Annotated in this window: 9 protein-coding genes; all 9 read right to left on the bottom strand. The window is 42.2% G+C overall.

Going from position 1 to position 18,241, the window contains the following annotated elements:
- Positions 1-128: 128 nt before the first annotated feature.
- Positions 129-2,462, bottom strand: coding sequence for a M4 family metallopeptidase (locus EO93_RS16535; RefSeq protein ID WP_052735421.1), 2,334 nt, complete (start codon positions 2,460-2,462; stop codon positions 129-131).
- A 228-nt stretch (positions 2,463-2,690) separates the two neighbouring features.
- The gene (locus EO93_RS09525) at positions 2,691-4,154 is read right to left on the bottom strand and encodes a C45 family autoproteolytic acyltransferase/hydolase (protein WP_048162235.1); all 1,464 of its coding nucleotides are present in this window, start codon (positions 4,152-4,154) and stop codon (positions 2,691-2,693) included.
- Positions 4,155-4,288: 134 nt separating this feature from the next.
- Positions 4,289-4,663 (bottom strand): hypothetical protein, encoded by a 375-nt coding sequence (locus EO93_RS09520; protein WP_048134314.1) that lies wholly within the window; start codon positions 4,661-4,663, stop codon positions 4,289-4,291.
- A 367-nt stretch (positions 4,664-5,030) separates the two neighbouring features.
- On the bottom strand, positions 5,031-5,600 hold the full coding sequence (locus EO93_RS09515) for a hypothetical protein (RefSeq protein WP_235284188.1): 570 nt from the start codon (positions 5,598-5,600) through the stop codon (positions 5,031-5,033).
- A 263-nt stretch (positions 5,601-5,863) separates the two neighbouring features.
- Positions 5,864-6,517 (bottom strand): class I SAM-dependent methyltransferase, encoded by a 654-nt coding sequence (locus EO93_RS09510; protein ID WP_255350213.1) that lies wholly within the window; start codon positions 6,515-6,517, stop codon positions 5,864-5,866.
- Positions 6,518-6,634: 117 nt separating this feature from the next.
- Positions 6,635-8,089, bottom strand: coding sequence for a NosD domain-containing protein (locus EO93_RS09505; RefSeq protein ID WP_235284187.1), 1,455 nt, complete (start codon positions 8,087-8,089; stop codon positions 6,635-6,637).
- 289 nt (positions 8,090-8,378) lie between these two features.
- A complete protein-coding gene (locus EO93_RS09500) occupies positions 8,379-11,060 on the bottom strand; it encodes a PGF-pre-PGF domain-containing protein (RefSeq protein WP_048162232.1) in 2,682 nt (893 codons plus the stop codon).
- Positions 11,061-11,845: 785 nt separating this feature from the next.
- Positions 11,846-13,885 (bottom strand): NosD domain-containing protein, encoded by a 2,040-nt coding sequence (locus tag EO93_RS09495; protein ID WP_235284189.1) that lies wholly within the window; start codon positions 13,883-13,885, stop codon positions 11,846-11,848.
- Positions 13,886-14,515: 630 nt separating this feature from the next.
- Positions 14,516-17,833 (bottom strand): NosD domain-containing protein, encoded by a 3,318-nt coding sequence (locus EO93_RS09485; protein ID WP_052735420.1) that lies wholly within the window; start codon positions 17,831-17,833, stop codon positions 14,516-14,518.
- Positions 17,834-18,241 lie beyond the last annotated feature (408 nt).

Here is an 18,241-nt window from a genome sequence, read left to right as displayed (position 1 = left end):
GGGAAACACATTTAAGATGCCATCTCTGGCTCAACTCATCAGAGAAAAAAGCTCATTGAGTTGAAAGTCAGACCTTTCCACTCAATTTGAAGAGGATACGTAAATCCCGATATCCATCGGGATAACCTTTAAAGGAACTCCGGGTCACTTTCGTATATAATGCACAGCCCCCAGCTGTCAAGGCTGCCTTCATTTCCTTCTACCTGGTCTGCGACCTTCAGGGTCCAGACTCCTTTCATCTCTTTATTCACAGCAGGCAGGAGGTTTTCATCAGATTCGGTACTGAACGTTTTTTTGAGATATTTTCTGCCGTTTCCGGCTCTGTTATGCAGTACCAGTTCTTCCCCGGAAGGCATGACAAGTACGGCTTTCAGCTCTACTATCGAAGGATGGGTAATTTCCAGAGACACACCGAGGTTTACTATTTTTCCCCTTCTTTCTATCTCAATGAGACTTTCGATACCTTCCGGGTCATTACCTGGAACTTTGAGGAAGGGAAAAATCTCCCTTTTAAGTTCTTCCTTTTCTACCTTCTGCACCAGAAATTTAATTCCCCAGCTGTGGAAAAAACCTCTATTTTCCTTTGAAAGATCTGCAACCATAAGAATCCATTTCCCCCAGACACGTTCTCCTATGCAATCCCTGAGGCCAGGAACCGAACCCGAGTTATATGTTCTGAGAAGGCTCCTGTCCTTCCTGGCAAGCCGGTTATGCAAGACAATGTGTTTTCCCACAGGTGTAAACAGCGTAATCCTGAGATCCCTGAGATAGGAGTGTTCGATATTTACACTGACACGGATGTCTTTTATAAGCCCGTCTTCCGGAACATAAATGGAACTCAGGACTCCTTCAGGGCTCAAATCCGGGATAGGGACCCCGGAAAAAACCTCCTTTTCAACAAGAAAACGGTCCATCATGTCTTCTGCAGGCTTTCCAAGACCAACTGCAGCCCAGGCATTTTTGATTGCAGCGTACTCGGATCCTTTTTCGCCATACAGCTGGCGGCAGGCGTTCAAGAGGGCATACCTGGCTTCCCGGAACGTCCACCTGCTAAGGGTCGCACTGCACATGTATGCGGTAAGGGCGAGGTAATAGATCTTTTCGGCTTTCGCCCTGGAAATTCCTTTGATTTTTATCCCATAGTGGGTCCCACCCTCAATGGTAAGGTAAGCAGCCTTGTTAGGGATTCCACTGTTGTAATGAATATACCCGGCCTGATTCCTGTGAAGGTCAGGGATCTCTCCGGGAGCAAGCCGCATGTAATTGTCAATGTGGTCAGGCTGCCCGAACCTTGGAGGATCGGAAAGGTCCCTCAAGGCATCTCCTGCATGGAAAGGGGTGTAAACTCCTTCCCCGATTTCCCAGTTCGTTATCTTTTCTCCGTTTGAGATAAAAACTGCAAAAACATCTGCAAAGGACTCATCAAGAGCTCCGGCTTCTTCACTGTACACGAATCGGGCTGTCTGGGCAGCAACAGCATGGGTAAGTTCATGAGCTACGATGTCGAGTGCAAACGCCATGGGTCTCCAGCGAAAACCATCCCCGTCCCCGAAAACAAGCTGTTTGTGGTAGTCGCTCCAGAAAGAATTGTTGTAGTTCCGCTGAAAGTGAACCGTAGAAACGAGAGGAGAGCCTCTGTTATCGTAGCTGTCTCTTCCGAAATTATTTTTGTAGTAATCGTACACTATGCCCATATTTTCATGAGCTGCCCGGGCTACTTCATCCACAGCCATCTGATCTTCGGGCAGCAGTTCTCCGGGCAGGAATGCCTCGTTTTTCGCAGTGTAGGTCTTTCGAAAAATGGCGGACCGTATCTGGGAAAATTTGTAAAGCTGCTCGCCGGTATGGGCATCAATGAAATGGAACTTCCCTGCGAACCCTTCGGCAAATATGGACTCAATCTGCCACACCAGATGAAGCTTTTTCAGGTGGAGTTTTTTCATGGGAAGCTGAATTTCACCGTTCCGAAAAAGCATCAGCTTTGAACGGGGAACCACTACAGCGTGCTCTGAGCCAATATCCCGCAGGACAATTGCAATAGCTTCTTCTCTTTTGATTTTCGGCTCAAGGGCAACAGGTGCCTCTGTCACGCGAAAGTCCTTGTATGCGATGACCTCCCCTGCGGGGTTTATGTGGACCTGGACAGACCCTTCGAAAACCGGGATGCCTTTTATGTGCTGGAGGAAAATAACATGGTGAAATCCGGAAAAATCGGTCTCGGCAGTGAAAAGTTTTAGGCTCTCGTCAAGCTCGGGCTGCATGTCCAGAAGCTGCCTGTAGTCTTCCAGAAATTTTCTTGCTATTTCTTCGAGGCTTTTAACTGAGGGTCTTGAAAGAGTGCCCTTGATGAATTTCGGAATTTTCATCCCGGAATCCCAGAAAATCTCCGATTCAGGGTCTATTTCCTTTAATCTCTCGACAGCTTTGGTTTGCTTCTCATTGAGTCCCACAATATTTGCCACATATCTTATTTTCCTTCTCAGTATATTTTCTTTTCATCCTGAAGTAATTAGTGAACAACTTATCCTGAGCTTAGCGAACAACCTGTCTTGTTACGCTCTACACGGGAGAGAAGCCCTTCCCACGAAAAAAAGAAGAAAAAAATAGAAAAAGTGAATCTTTGAATATTTCTGAAACAATAATTCTATTAAAGGAAGTAAATGAAGTATGCTTCAGTCTTAAACTTCTGTTTAGACAGAAGTTTGGACAGAAGTACGCATTAATAATTCCTTCAAATTAAAGTGTTCATAACCCCCGTACTGTGCAGGGAAGTCATTTATTGCAAGCCAGAAGTCTCCGGTTTCCGGATATGCAACCAGGCTCCACATATTAGCTATATGTGCTTTAAATGGCCCCACCGGTTCTTTTGCTTTATATGGAAAATCAGGATACAATGCACAAATAGTACAGAGGATATTATTTGTCCAGGACGGGAAGAATTTGTCACGGGTCAGGCGGGTATAAGGATCATAGCAGTCGCTTAAGATTTTAATTGCATTTTCAACCGTAATACTGCCATAATATTTGTGAATCAACTGCTGATAGCGTTCAAAACGGCTGGGCGCCTGGACATAGAAGTTATAAGGCTCTTTCAGACTGTTCTGCCAGTTTTCGATCGTGGAGATGTCCTTAAGCTGGTTTACCAGGACCTGATCGGCTACCATGTTATAACCGGAATAGCCCATCCAGCCCGGATAGCAGTTGGAATGGTTCGTCTGCCACAGGGCTTTAACATCCTGAATCGGATAACGGCAGCATACATTCCGGGAAGAGGTTTCTACCACGACTGCCTTTTTAGCCTTTGCATCAGCTACATGGTAGGCGATCCCGGCACAGCGAGGATGTTCCTGGAAAATCCTGATTGCGTCTTCCACCGTCCGCGCATGAGTCAGCAACAAACGAGTAAATATGGCGATCCCGCAGCCTTTCATGCTCTCATACTGCATGGAGTTTAACTGGGTCATCATTGCGAGGCCGTCCGCATTTATACCCCCGTCCAATCCAATCATACCCGGATAGGTTAAAAAAGCGTGTCCAATCCCGTCATCCGGACTGGCTACGACCAGTATCCGGTTTGGTAATTGTTCCGGCATATTGAAATTGTCTTCATTTTTTCCGAAGATCAGTTTTCCATCGCCTCCAGCCCATTCCCCCCAGGCACAGAAACTGCTGCAGCCCCCGCCAGCCGGTTTTATTGCGTTTTGCTGGGAGCTTCTCTTATCCTCAATTTTATTAGCAAGCTGGTTATCCCCCTGATTTTCACCCTGCCAGTAATCAGGATGGCAGTAAATACACCACTGGTCATAATTGGTATTCCAGAGCAGGATCTGCTCCAGGGTTACATTTACTCCGGCATCTTTAGCCCCATCAGCAATTCCTTTCATTTCTTCTTTGAATTCCTGCGGTAAAAAAGGTTCAGCCGCCTTTTGCCCCAACCATAAGATTTCCTCGGCTTTCTCCAGGTCCGACCCGGTCTGTGCAGCAACATAAGCGGCCGTGGCTAAAAGGGTCCTGTTGACCATCAAGTCTATTTTATCTGCAAGCAAATAACCATGCTGATAGCCCATTTCATATGGCTTGCCTTTTAGATGCAGGACCTTGACTCTGTTTATCTCCTCAAAACATGCTTTTTTAAGAATGTCATTTTTGTTCATTAGTAAAATATATTTTCTTAAATTATTTAAGACTGTTTATATAAGGAGTTTAGGAATTAAATTAATGAGTGCCCACTCTCAGATCCTTCGTTTGTCCACTCCCAGGCAAGCGATAGTCCCAGCTGAAAACAATTTCATTCAGGAGGCATGAACTCCATAAGAAGCCCCCAGCACACCGATAAAAAGACTAAGATATAGAAAATTACCACTGCAAATTTGTCAATACTCTCAACCCACTGCAAAACTCTGGTCCAGAGCAGGGAAAAGAAGATAGCTGAGAGGTAGGCAAGAGGAGAAGTCCACCCAAAGAAGGAAAAAACAAGATAAAGCTGCGCAAGCGCAAAAAAGCCCATCCCCGCAGGAAAAGATGGGTAAACGGAATACATGCCTGCAAAATCAGCACCTGCCGTGTAAAGGAGGTGCGGAACAAGAGATACGGATGCAAAAACCAGAAACTGCCAGCTTTTTAGAGTCTTCTTTAAGGATTTCATCCTCCGCCTGCGCCTCATATACTCCCCCTAGAATTCTAGGGGTTTATCGTATATTTCGCTTACTATCACCTAGATTACTATCACCTAGATTACTATCAGTTCGTTTACCATTATTTTATTAGGGCTTACGTAGTTGAACTGAAAATCAATAGCATTAAACCTTTAACTGTTTAAATAGTAAATATAACCACAACGCCTATTAGATTTGATTTTGTACTTCAAGTGCGTAAGTCCGATTTATTTACCGCATTTCAACCATCATCAATCGAAGTTAAATCCTCACGTCCTGCTGCCTGAAAGAGCCTAACAAAAAACATTAATTTCATGGAAGCCCCGAATTCCTGAAAAACCGATATCTCTGAGAGAAGACCTTTCATTAAGTCATTCAGGGAGCTTTTTTTGGCGTAAAACGATACCCTTGAGATCTCTCCCCTGCTGGAGACCTTTTCCCAATGTAGACATCCATATGTACAATTTTTTCGTAAATGTTACGCCTGTGGACAATCGGCCACCAGCCGTAGAGGAAAGTATGTACCGGCTCCCACATTGCAACCCAACCGATGATAAGGAGCCCCTCAGAGAAAAGAGTGTTCATCAGGTTTTCTTCAAAAGCCGAAAGCAGCCGGATCACGAGCAGGCAGAGAAAAAGGAAGGTAAGGGCTATTACAAGGTTTCTTCGCCCCTGATAAAGCAACCTTTTCAGTTCGATTTCGGCAAGGAGTTTTTTGTAAGAAAAATGATTTATTATAGCTTCTTTAAGGTCGCTTTCTATTTCCGCACCGACCTCGGAAGAAGGAAGGTATATCATGATTTCAAGGGGCTTTCTCAGGGGAAATTCGTCTACAGCATTATAGAGGTATTCTTCTGCATCCAGATTAAGCTCTTTTTCGTGAAACGGGGCAGGGTCAAAAGAATCAAAGAGCTGAAGAAAGCTTTTGAGTTCGAGTTCAATCACAGGTTTTCCTGCGTGCTCCCTGTAAAGAGCTTCCGTCCCTTCACCTGAAAACTTCTTTTTCCTGCCTGCTCTTGTGCCTGATCTAATATCTTTTCCCCCGGACCGGTTTCATAAAGCATGTATCTACACTGGAAAAAGAACACAACCTCTTCCCTGGCAGGCCTCCCATCCTCTATTATCTGCCCGAAATCCCTTATTAATATTGGGCTGGCAAGATATAAAACCTGAGATAATCCAGAAAAACCGGGGCATAAAGGGGTAATTCACCTGTATCCGGACCTTAACCCAAATTTATGATGAAACGGTTTCCAGGCTGAAATCACAGCTAAAAGCCCTTCTCCAGTCCCCTGCTTTACCGCTTCGATCTCCTTAATCTCCTCTGGCTTATTAAAGAGCGCCTGGCAGGTTTCTATGTTTTCATACCCCAGATCCTTCAGCCACTCCTTCACCTCCGCCGCCGAAAGAAACCGGGCTTCGGAAGAAAATTTGCTTTCCTTTTTTTTCAAGTTATAATACTGGCCCAGCAAACTGTCCCTATCAAGGATTCCTGTTACAAGCTGCCCACCGGGCTTCAGGACCCGTGCAGCTTCCCTGAGCCCCTGCACCGGATCTTTGAAAAAAGCAAGTGCTGTAACAATCAGCACAAGATCAAAAGTCTGTCCTTTGAAGGGCAGGGACTCGGCGACCCCCTGGACCACTTCAATGCCTCTTTTTTTTGCAAAAGCTGCCATTGGCCTGGAAGAATCGAGCCCGTATCCGATCCCCATAGGCCAGGCAAACCTGCCCGTACCTACCCCGATTTCCAGAACCTCCAGGTTTTCCAGGTTTTCGGGGAGGAAGGATTTGAGGGCAAGAAGCTCGGATTCATATGCAGGTTTATGATTCTCGTACCAGGCATCGTATTCTTCTGCATATATTTCAAAGGCTTCCCAGGGCTTTATAAAGGTCCCTCCGTATGAAAAATACTTCTATTTGTTAATATTCCTTCGTGTGAAGGTTCCTCCGTATTAAATTTATTCTCTCTGGCTGATGGGTCACTTTCCAGTTCCTCTATACAGGAATATGACAAGCAGACCGAAGACTCCATAAATCATTTCAAAGCCAGGTATGCTACTGATTCCTTCCTGCCCGGAACTCTGCTCAGCCTGTGACCCTCTAGTATCCACATAGTCTTCTCCGGGCGTGCCAGTTTCGGATTCCGGCTGTATATCTTTTACATTCTCGTCCTTTACAGTTATTGTAATAAGTTTTGAATCCTTACCGTTCTCATTGGATACAGTCAAATTAACTGTACAGGTACCGGGGACTGAGTATGTATGAATCGGGGTCTCATCTGAAGAGTCAATGATTCCGTCATTGTCAAAGTCCCAGCTCCTTGAGGTTGCGTTTTGTGAACTGTCGGTAAACTGGACTGAAAGCGGAGCACGTCCCTCCGAGATATTGGTGCTGAGGTTTGCTACGGGAAAAACCGGTTCTGGTGGTTTGAAAGCCACAAGAGGCAGGTAATCAATGTAATGGCTGTTTTCAAGCCTGTACCTCTCATCAGCAATACCGTTTCCGTCGAGGTCAGATGCTGTTTCTGAAAAACCTGTCCCGTTAGGCATTGCCCAGAAGTTTCCTCCTATGTAGGGTCCGCCTGCAATATTTGTGCCTGCGGTCTTTGGCTTATTGTAAGCATTTGCTGTTCCGTTGTTAGCCTCTGCGTTGAGAGTATTATTGAAATAGTTGTTGAAAACAAGGTTTTTATCGCTTCTCGGGCAGACAAAAAGCCCGTAGAATTCACTTGAAGAAATAGAATTGTCTGAGAGCACGTTGCCGTCGGAGGTTCCAATATGAACGCCCCTGCCATTATTAGAAACAGTATTTCCGGAAAGGGTGTTGTCGTTCGAAGCCGAAAGCACGATGCCGTATTCTCTGTTTTCCAGGATCGTATTTTTAGAGATATGGTTTCCTTTAGAGTTCAGGAGATAAATTCCGTATCTGCATTTAGAAGCTTTATTACTTTCGACTGAATTATATTCGGACTGCTCAATGATAATTCCTCTGCTGACTTTGAGGATTACGTTATTAAAAACCCTGTTCTTCGCAGAGGATTCAAGGTGTATTCCCTCGGAGTTATTGAAAAGTTTGTTGTTCTCGAGAAGGCAATTATTGGAATCATTCAGGTAGATGCCTGAACAGTTGTCTCCTGCTCCGGTAATCATGAACCCATTAACTGTTATGTTATCTGCCTCTATTATGAGCACATCCGTATCCGGGTCGTAAGGCTCAATTACCGTATCCTCGGGATTCCCGGATTCTGACCTGATTACCAGATTATTCTTTGTTACAACAATATTTTCGGCATAGGTTCCAGGTTTTACAATAATTACATCACCGGGACGTGCACTGTTCACTGCTTCCTGTATCGAATCTTCTGACTGGACGAAGGTCTCAGCCGCAGTTCCGATACCCGTGATTGATGCAAATAAAAGAAAAGCTGCAAGCAAAACGATTAGTCTGTTTATTCTAACTCCTCCATCCAGAGATATTTATGGATGATACTTTTACAGTTAGGCGGAAATTCGCACAAGCAATATAAATATAATCGGTTATAAATATTTAACCAAGTATAAAAAAGATATTCAGTAAGTCTGATATCCTACAGTTATAAGCTCATAGTTCCGGGCGAATATCCGATTGATCAGAGATAAAAAAATAAGGTGAAGGTTCATTCCTTCACCGGTTGTTTTTCAAGATCTAAGTTTTTCAGTTTTACTTTTGCTCTCGTTTAGCTGTTTACGTCCTTTTATACAGGAATACTGAAAGCAGGCAAGCTATTCCGATAGCTATTTCAAATCCCGGAGCCTTCACATTTTCTTCCTGTTCAGGCCCTTTTTTAACTTCAGATCCTGTACTTTCCATACCTTCCTCTTCAATGGAACCGGTTTCTTGCCCAGGTTCTATTTCGGTTGCACCTTCTCCTGGCATGGGTTCTATCTTTCCTGTTATTGCAAAGGAAGAGAAGCCCGGAACATCAGCTGTGAAATACAGGCATTTTTCATCTTCCCCTAACAGGTTGACTGGCAGCTGTTCCCATGTTTTGTTACTGTATCTGTTCAGAGCAATGGAAGGCCGGTCTATCTTTTTATCCTGTATCCAGGCCTTTTCAACCTTGAAGCAGACTTCAGGGTTTTCGATGTTCTTTGAAGTTGCAATTCCACCGTTTCCGACCCATACGTTAAAGGATTTATATACTTCATCCGAAGGCAGTTCGGAAACAAGTGCAGACTTATTTTTTAAGTCCTCAACAATGGTCGTGGTTTTGCCCAGGGTCTTCTTTGCGTCAAAGCTCACATATGCAACGCAGGTTGTGTTCTTTGTGAGATCAAACTTTACAGCCTTGCCGTTTGTGATGAAGACCTGTGAGAGCTCTTTGGTTTCAACGTTTTTTGCAGGTTCAGGGGATCCACCAACACTTCCACCGCTGCTGTGGCTGCTTCCTCCGGAACTACTCTCTTTTAGTACAGTTATTGTAGCAGTTTTTGAGGCTGTACCGTTTTCGTTAGCTGCGGTAAGGGTAACTGTATAAACTCCCGGAGCTGGGTACACATAGACTACGGTTCCGGAGCTCACGTCAGCCAGGCCGTCATTGTCAAAATCCCAGCCTATTCCGGTTGCTTTTTGTGAAACATCGGTATACAGGACGGAAAGTGGAGCATAGCCTTCAGAAACGTTCATGCTGAAGTCTGCAACAGGAAGTCCGTTATTGATGTTCTCTGCTTCCAGTACGGTTATTGTAGCAGTTTTTGAACTTGTTCCATTCTGATTGCTTACACTCAGGTTAACGGTATAGTCTCCTGGAACTTCATACACATAAACCGGACTTTGAATGGCAGAGTCAGGTTGTCCATTATTGTCAAAGTCCCAGCTCCACGAATCTGCGTTTTGTGAAAGGTCTGTAAACTGGACTGCGAGAGGGGCAGGGCCCGGAATAGTGCTTGTACTGAAATCTGCAACAGGAAGCACTGGCTCAGAAGGTTCAGGTACAGGCTCAGAGTTTTGAAGAACATTTATTGCGCCGGTTTTTGAAGCCGTCCCGTTTGGATTACTTACTGTAAGCTTTACAGTGTAAGTTCCTGCTGAGGAGTATGTATGCACAGGACTCGGGACTGCTGAATTCGTTCCGTCTCCGAAATCCCAGTTCCATGCAGTGGGAGTTCCTGTGCTTTTGTCAGTAAATAAGACATTTAACGGGGCATTCCCTGAGGTTACATTGCTGCTAAAATCTGCAACAGGGAGTATAGACTGCTGCGGTGTGGATGTGGATACAAGGGGCAGATAGTCGGTAAAGTTCCTTCCGGCATATTCAGTATCTGCAATGCCGTCTCCGTTCACATCCTGCGCTGTCTGGGAAAAACCCTTTCCTGCAGGAGTTGCCCAGAAATTACCTCCAATATAGGATCCCCCTGCAATGTTTGTACCTGTGGTTCTTGTTGTGTTCCAGGTATTTCTTCTATTATAGATGTCTGCATTATAGGTATTATTGAGATAGTTGTTGAAAACACGGTTATCGTTGCTTCCAGCACACATGAATAAGCCGGAATAGCTATTTGAGGCAACAGTATTACCTGAGACAGTGTTTCCGTCAGAGGAGTCAAGATGAATGCCTCTGGAGGTTTTATTAGCCGTGTTTCCGGAGATAGTATTATAGTTCGAGAATGAGATCAAAATCCCGTAGACATTATTTTCCGAGACCTTATTATCCAAAATTTTGTTCGTGTTTGAATTTCTAAAGTAAATGCCTCTATCGTTGTTGATTGCTGTGTTGTCGGTGAGCTTGCAATTGTTGGAATTCGCCAGATATATGCCGTAGTTCCTGTTCGAATCCAGCCTGTTGTTGAGCAGGTTGTTGTAATTGCTCGATTCCTGCAGAACAATACCAAAATTGTTCAAATTTGCTGCGTTGTTTGAAAGATCATTCTTTTGGGAGCGGCTGAGACTCATTCCATATCCGCGGTTCGAGTTTACCTTGTTGCCAGATAATTTATTGTTATCCGAGGACCTCAAATATATCCCATCATAATTTTCCGTAATCTCATTATTAGTGATTGTACATTTGCTGCATCTGACCAGAGAAACCCCTGCATATTTATCTCCAGTCCCTTTTATCTTAAATCCGCTAATTTGCGTGTTATTTGCCTGGTCCAGGCTGAATACGTTTGTTCTAAGATCCTTAGCCGTAACCACAGTATCTTCAGGGTTACCTGATTCTGACCTGATTACCAGATTTTGTGTAGTGATTCTGATATTCTCAGTATAGGTTCCGGGTTTTACAATTATTTCATCGCCCGAGCTTGCGCTGCTTACTGCAGCCTGTATCGAGCCCTTGGGCTCGACAATAATCTCAACCGCTGTCACGATACCCGAGACTGACACGAATATCAGCATACCCACCAGTAAGGTGGCTAACCTGTGCATTATATTTCCCCCACATATAATTAAATTTTATATTGATACTTCATATAATAAATCCGGAATTAAACGTTTAACCATATAAAGATATTGAATTGAACTAATATTAATAAGAAGTTATAATTGTAATCTAAAAATAGGGAGAATACTAAAATCAAGAGTCTTATTTATTAAAATTAATTATTTTGTGTGTATAAATAGCCAGCTTCTTGTCTTTAGAGTTATTGCACGTGTCAACAAATACCGATAAAATTCAATCTAATTTCACTCCTTTAAAGTTGCACGTTTTCCAGATACTCAAAAATCAACTGTACTCAACCTGTAAGATGATTTATTCAGTCCTCAAAAGAGGTGTTATCTACTGCTTACTAATCAATTTTAGTAGCAAAGATTTATATAATTTTTATTAATAAGTAAACTTGAATAATCGGAATTTATAAATAAATTTTTTTATATTAAAAGAACAAATATACGGCTTCTGGTATCTGCCGGATGAACTAACGATTCCCTTACTTGAAGAAAGGACTTTAAAACTCAGAAAATTAAGATCTTATGAAAAAGTAAGGGAAAAAGTAAGGGAAAAAGTATAAAAGAAAAAGAATAAGAAAAAGAAAATGAAAATGAAAATGAAAAAATCGGGATGAAGGAGTCATACCTCCACCCAGCCTTTTTTAGTGTTGATTTAGCTATTTCGTTATGGTCCCTATGAAACCAGGCATTATCAACTCCGTTTTGTTGATTGTGGTTTCATTTTCGTAATTAGTTTCATTTTTGGAAGTAATTGCTTTTGTTTAGTTTGTAGACGTCTCCGATTCATCTATAGATGCCTCATATTCATCTATGGATGTTTCAGAATCATCCACGGATGTTTCAGAGTCATCCACGGATGAATCATTTTCATCTACAGATGAATCATTATCATCTATGGATGTTTCAGAGTCATCTACAGATGTTTCAGAGTCATCCACGGATGAATCATTTTCATCTACAGATGAATCATTATCATCTATGGATGTTTCAGAGTCATCTACAGATGTATCATTTTCATCTGCGGATGTTTCAGAGTCATCTACGGATGTATCATTTTCATCTACGGAGGTATCCGTTTGATCATCTGTTAAATTTACTGGAGTTATGGGCTGTTCTGTTTCAGAGACAACTACAAGCGGGAGGTAATCCGTATAGCCGCTGGTTGAGATCTTGTACACTCCATCAGCAATGCCATCGCCATCCGCATCAGTTGCAGTCTGGGAAAAGCCTGTACCGTCGGGTTTTGCCCAGAGGTTTCCTCCGATGTAGGGTCCGCCTGCAATATTTATGCCTGCGGTTTTTGTTGTGTTCCAGACGTTCCCAACGCTTCTCGGTTTAATATCTGCGTTAAAGTTGTTGTTCAGGTAGTTATTGAATACGGTATTGTTGTTGCTTGTGGAGGCCATATAGATGCCTGAAACATCGTTTGAAACAATAGTATTACCTGAAATTTTATTATCGCCGGAAGTGCTCAGATGGATGCCCCGGTTACTTTTGGAAGCTTCGTTTTCTGAGATATTGTTTTCTGAGGAATACGACAGCAGGATTGCGTAATCGCCGTTATCCAGAACAGTATTGTTCGAAAGAGTGTTCCCATTCGATGTTGTAAGGAAAACTCCCCTATTATTGCCGGAAGCTTCGTTGCCGTTTAAGTTATTGTTACTTGAACCTTTGAGGTATATCCCATAAGCACGGTTAGACCTTGCTGTGTTGCTGATAAGGTCATTATAGTTGCTTGAGTTTTCCAGGACAATACCATGGTCATTGCCTTCGCTTGCATTGTTGTTAGAGAGTACGTTCCATCCTGAGCGCAGCAGGTAAGCTCCGTACCTGTTGTACAAAGCTGTATTGTTTAAGAGCATATTATAATTGGAATCCTGCAGGTTAAGTCCTCTTCCACCGTTTTGTATACTGTTATTAAGGACAGTACTGTTGCTGGAAAACGCCAGGTCTATACCAATTGCGTTGTTCGATAGTATGTTTTCACTTAGATTACAGTTAGAAGAGGATAATAAAGAGATTCCAGAGATAATGTTATCCGAAACTGAATTTTCAGAAACATTATTGTTTCCTGCGGATGCGATCTGGATACCTCTTTCGTTATTTGAAACCACATTACCCGAGAGCATGCTTTCGTCTGAACTTAACAGGAAAATACCTCTGCTGCTGTTCAATGCTGTATTTTTTGTCAGGCTGTTACCACTGGAATCCTTCAGATATATGCCAGAGACCATGTTTGAATCTACCGTATTGCCTGTCAGGTTGTTGTTGCTTGAACCTACAAGGTGGATTCCATAATCTTCATTTGAGCTTGCGGTGTTGTTTTCAAGGCTGGTGTCACTGCAGCTTTCCAGGACAATACCGTGGTCAGCGCTCATACTTACCTTATTATCCGAGAGCATGTTCCCTTCGGAGACAAGCAGATATATTCCGAACCTCTGATTAGAAACTGTGTTGTCTGAAGCCCTGTTATAGTTTGATCTCTCGATATTAATTGCTCTCTTGCCTTCTACTGCTGTGTTGTTGAGGATAAGGTTGTAATTTGAATTCTTAAGGTATATTCCGAGAGCGTCATTTAAAAACTCGTTATTTTCGATGGTACAGTTACCGGACCTTATCAGGTAAACCCCCGCACGGTCAGTTCCGGCACCATTAATGCTTAACCCTGTAATTGTGATGTTATTTGCTTCGACATAAAATACATCCTCAGCTTGATTTTTCGCCGTAACTATCGTATCTCCTGGATTCCCTGAAGCTGACCTTATTACCAGGTCACTCGTCGTTATTCGAAGATTTTCAATATAGTTTCCGGGACTTACGACGATCTCATCACCTGAAACAGTATTATTAACCGCATTCTGTATTGATTCTCCTGGCTGGACAATAATCTCAGTTGCGGTTCCGATACCAGAGCCTAACGTAAAGACAAGTAAGGCTAAAAATAGAGCGATAAATCTGTGTATTTAAATCCCCCACATCACATATTTTTTTATATTCCCTATTTATAATCTCTATTTAAAATATACATGAAATAATATAAATGTATTAGAAAATAATATCAGAATAATAACCATGGAAATACACGAAGATAACCATGGAAAATACACGAAGAATAGCAGATCAATACAGTCTGTTGAAATAAACTCAATATTTTTCTCTTTTGCGAGGTTTCAGATTAGCTTTTATAATAACAAGCTAACAGTTTAACCTTTAAAATTAACCTTATTTGCTGTTTATCACAGGCAGGTGTTTTACTTAATAAGAAAACGTGTAGAAAAAAGTGTGTAAAAAAGTGTGTAAAAAAAGGTATGAGAAAAGGTATGAGAAAAGAACAAAAAAGAAAAAAGAAAAGCAGGATGAAGGTATCAAACCTCCACCTGTTCTTATTTCTGCACTTAAATTTACTATTTATTTACTTTCATTTAGCTGTTTTATTTCCTTTTATACAGGAATACTGTAAGCAGACCTGCCACACCGTAAACCATCTCAAATCCTGGCATGCCAGGTTCTTTTTGTTCGGGTGCCTGATCAGCTTCCGATCCTGTATCCTCCGTGTTCTCTTCAGAGTTGTCAGACTCATCTCCAGGCTGTATTTCAGTTACAGTTTCTTCCGGAGATGTATTTGCCTTCCCTGTTATTGCAAAGGAAGAGAAGCCCGGGGTTTCGGCTGTGAAGTACAGGTATTTGTCATCTTCTTTTAACAAGCTGACTGGCAGCTGTACCCATTTTTTATCGCTGTACCTGTTCAGGACAATGGAAGACCGGTCTATCTTTTTATCCTGTAACCAGGCCTTTTCAATCTTGAAGCAGACGACAGGGTTTTCGATGTTATTTGAGGTTGCAAACCCACCGTTTCCGACCCATAAGTTAAAGGACTTATAGACCTCACCCGAAGGCAGTTCGGAAACCAGTGAGGACTTTCCTTTCAGCATCTCGGCAATGGTTGTGATTTTACCTGCGGTCTTCTTTGCATCAAAGCTCACATAAACAACACAGGTTGCTGCCTTCGTGAAATCAAACTTTACAGCTTTTCCGTTTGTAATGAAGACCTGGGAAAGTTCCTTTGCTTCAATGTTTCTGGAAAATTCAGGAGAGCCGCCGCCACCGCCACCACTGCTGCTTCCTCCGCTGCTCTTTCTCTCTACAGCTATCAGAATAGTTTTTGAAGTCGTGCCGTTTGCATTGCTTACTGTCAGTTTGGCGGGGTAAGTCCCTACCAGAGAATAAGTATGCGTTGGATTCAGCTCAGTTGAAGTAACTCCGTCTCCAAAGTCCCAGCTCCTCGATGTTGCGTCTTGCGAACGGTCAGTAAAGAGGACTGAAAGGGGAGCATAGCCACTGGTGACATTGGTTTCGAAGTTTGCGACAGGAAGTCCATCATTTTGTTCTTCCTCTTCTTCCGACACAGTTATAACAGCAGTTTTTGAATTTGTACCTTTCAGGTTACTTACTGTAAGGTTAACGGTATAGTTTCCTGCCAGGGAATAAGAATGCGTTGGATTCGTATCGGTTGAAGTAGCTCCGTCTCCAAAGTTCCAGCTTCTGGATGTTGCGTTCTGTGAACGGTCAGTAAAGGAGACTGAAAGGGGAGCAGAGCCGCTGGTAGGATTGGCGATAAAGTCTGCCACAGGAAGTACATCATTATCTACTTCCTCTTCTTCCGACACAGTTATAACAGCAGTTTTTGAATTTGTGCCTTTCAGGTTGCTTACTGTAAGGGTAACAGTATAGTTTCCTGCCCTGTAATAATTATGCTGTGGATTCGTATCGGTTGAAGTAGCTCCGTCTCCAAAGTTCCAGCTTCTGGATGTTGCGTTCTGTGAACGGTCAGTAAAGGAGACTGAAAGGGGAGCAGAGCCGCTGGTAGGATTGGCAGTAAAGTCTGCTACAGGAAACGCCGGCTCTGGTGCAGAGACAGCTACAAGCGGATAGTAGTCTACTAAGTGATCTCCATTATATTGTGAATCAGCAATTCCGTCCTTGTTTGCATCAGTTGCAGTTTGGGAGAAACCTGTTCCGAGGGGAGTTGCCCAGTAATTACCTCCAATATAGGACCCGCCCACAATGCTTGCACCTGGAGCTTTTGTTGTGTTCCAGATACCTCCGGTGTTTTTATTATCTGTGTTACGTGTATTATTCAAGTAATTGTTGAAAATCTGGTTACCAGTGCTCTGGGAACACAAAAATAGGCCGTAATTTCTGCTAAAAGTGACCTTGTTGCTTGAGACCTCGTTGCTTCGAGAGGAACTAAAAGAAATTCCATAGCTGTCGTTATAAGCCGTGTTTCTTGAAAGCTTGTTATTGTTAGAAGAAGAAAGCATTATCCCTTCTGCATTGTTATCAGAGACCGTATTATTAGAAACCACGTTCTCATTTGAAGTGATTATGTAGATACCTTTGGAATTGCCCGAAGCTATATTGTTGAGCAGGTAGGTGTTGTTTGAATTCGTAAAGTAAATGCCATAATTAACATTTGAACTTGCAGTATTGCTGGTAATGTTGTTATTGCTGCCAACATTATCAAGAACAATACCATTACCGCTGTTAGAATTTGCCTTATTACCTGAAAGTGTGTTCCCACTTGATAACGAGCTTAAGTAAATACCTTTGCCGTTTTGGGATACGTTGTTGTTGAACACCTTATTATTGTTTGAACTGTCCAGAATGATGCCTTGAGTCGGGTTCAAATTTGCTTCATTATTTTCCAGGATATTATCACTGACTCTAAAAAGACTGATCCCAGAGCCGATGTTTGAATTTGCCGTATTCTCTGAAAGCGTATTATCGCTGGATGTGAGTGTTATGTAAAAACCCTGGGTATTGTTATACGCATTATTGCCAGTCAGGTTGTTGTTATCGGAATACCTTACAGCTATCCCGTATGGGCTGCTTGAAGCCGTATTACTCAGAATGTTGTTATTACTTGAGTTGTCCAGGAAAATACCATGGTCGCGGTTCAGATTTACCTCGTTACCTGAAATTGTGTTTTCATTGGATGTTACGAGGTAAATGCTATTGGAGTTGTTAAATGCGGTATTACTCTTCAGTTTATTGTTACTGGAATTTACCAGATATATACCAGAGACAGCGTTCGAATTAAAGCTGCTGCTTTCCAGATTATTATTACTGGAGGTCTCCAGAGCAATACCTGTACTGCTCATACTTTCAGTGATTTCTGAAAGGTTGTTTGATTCGGAATTCTGGAGATATATCCCGTACCTCTGATTAGAAATCGTGTTGTTTGAGACGGTGGTATGTTTAGACCACTCAATATTAATTCCTCGACCTGTGCCTACCAGACTATCTTTGGTAGCAATGTTGTTTCGGATGACATTATAATCGGAATATTCCAAATATATTCCAAGGGCGTCGTTGTATAATATGTTGTTCTCAATGGTACAGTAAGGACTTCTGAGCACATAGATTCCTGCAGTATTAATTCCTGCACCTGTTATCTTAAGCCCTTTAATTGTTATGTGATTTACGTCCCTTATGGTGATTACAGATACGTTTGAGTCTTTAGCTGTAATAATCGTGTCCGCAGGTTTCCCGGATTCTGACCTGATTACCAGATCAGTTTTAAGATTACTGATTAAAATATTTTCTGAATAAGTTCCGGGTTCAACGATAATTACATCGCCTGAATTTGCACTGTTCACTGCGGCCTGTATAGAATTCGTAGAATTGGCATGAATATCAGCCGCTGCCCCAATACAGGAGCTTAATGTGATTATGAGAGTGGTTAGCATTAAAATTCTTAATATGTTTATTCTCATTCCTCCATAAAAATAGAAGAAATTTGCAATTACACTTCCTTCAATTAATTAGGGATTAAAGATATGTACAATATAAACATATTGGTCAGAAATAATATTTTTAAAGAGGAATATAATAAGGATACTATGACAAAACATATCTGTATTTATTGGGATCAATTTTGCACCCTTCTTTAAACTGTCTCAGATATTATTTTCCAGGATACTTACCCTGTCATTTAATGCTGACTACAGGCAACTGTGATTAATTATTGAAGTTAAAATATAATTCTTTTGATGGCTGTAAGCTTTCCAGCTAGAGAAATAATATTTTTTGACTTTTGAATTAGCATTTAGGGGCAACATATAAATTTTTATTCCATAGAGAAAGATTAATATATT

Origin of the sequence: Methanosarcina sp. 1.H.A.2.2 (genome assembly GCF_000979975.1) — an archaeon.
Classification (GTDB): domain Archaea; phylum Halobacteriota; class Methanosarcinia; order Methanosarcinales; family Methanosarcinaceae; genus Methanosarcina.
This window is presented reverse-complemented; position numbering and strand designations above follow the sequence as displayed.

Bases quoted from the DNA above. Each gene is read 5' to 3' on its own strand.
- EO93_RS09485 (WP_052735420.1), bottom strand. From the start codon at position 17,833: ATGCTAACCACTCTCATAATCACATTAAGCTCCTGTATTGGGGCAGCG.
- EO93_RS09525 (WP_048162235.1), bottom strand. From the start codon at position 4,154: ATGAACAAAAATGACATTCTTAAAAAAGCATGTTTTGAGGAGATAAAC.
- EO93_RS09520 (WP_048134314.1), bottom strand. From the start codon at position 4,663: ATGAGGCGCAGGCGGAGGATGAAATCCTTAAAGAAGACTCTAAAAAGC.
- EO93_RS09500 (WP_048162232.1), bottom strand. From the start codon at position 11,060: ATGCACAGGTTAGCCACCTTACTGGTGGGTATGCTGATATTCGTGTCA.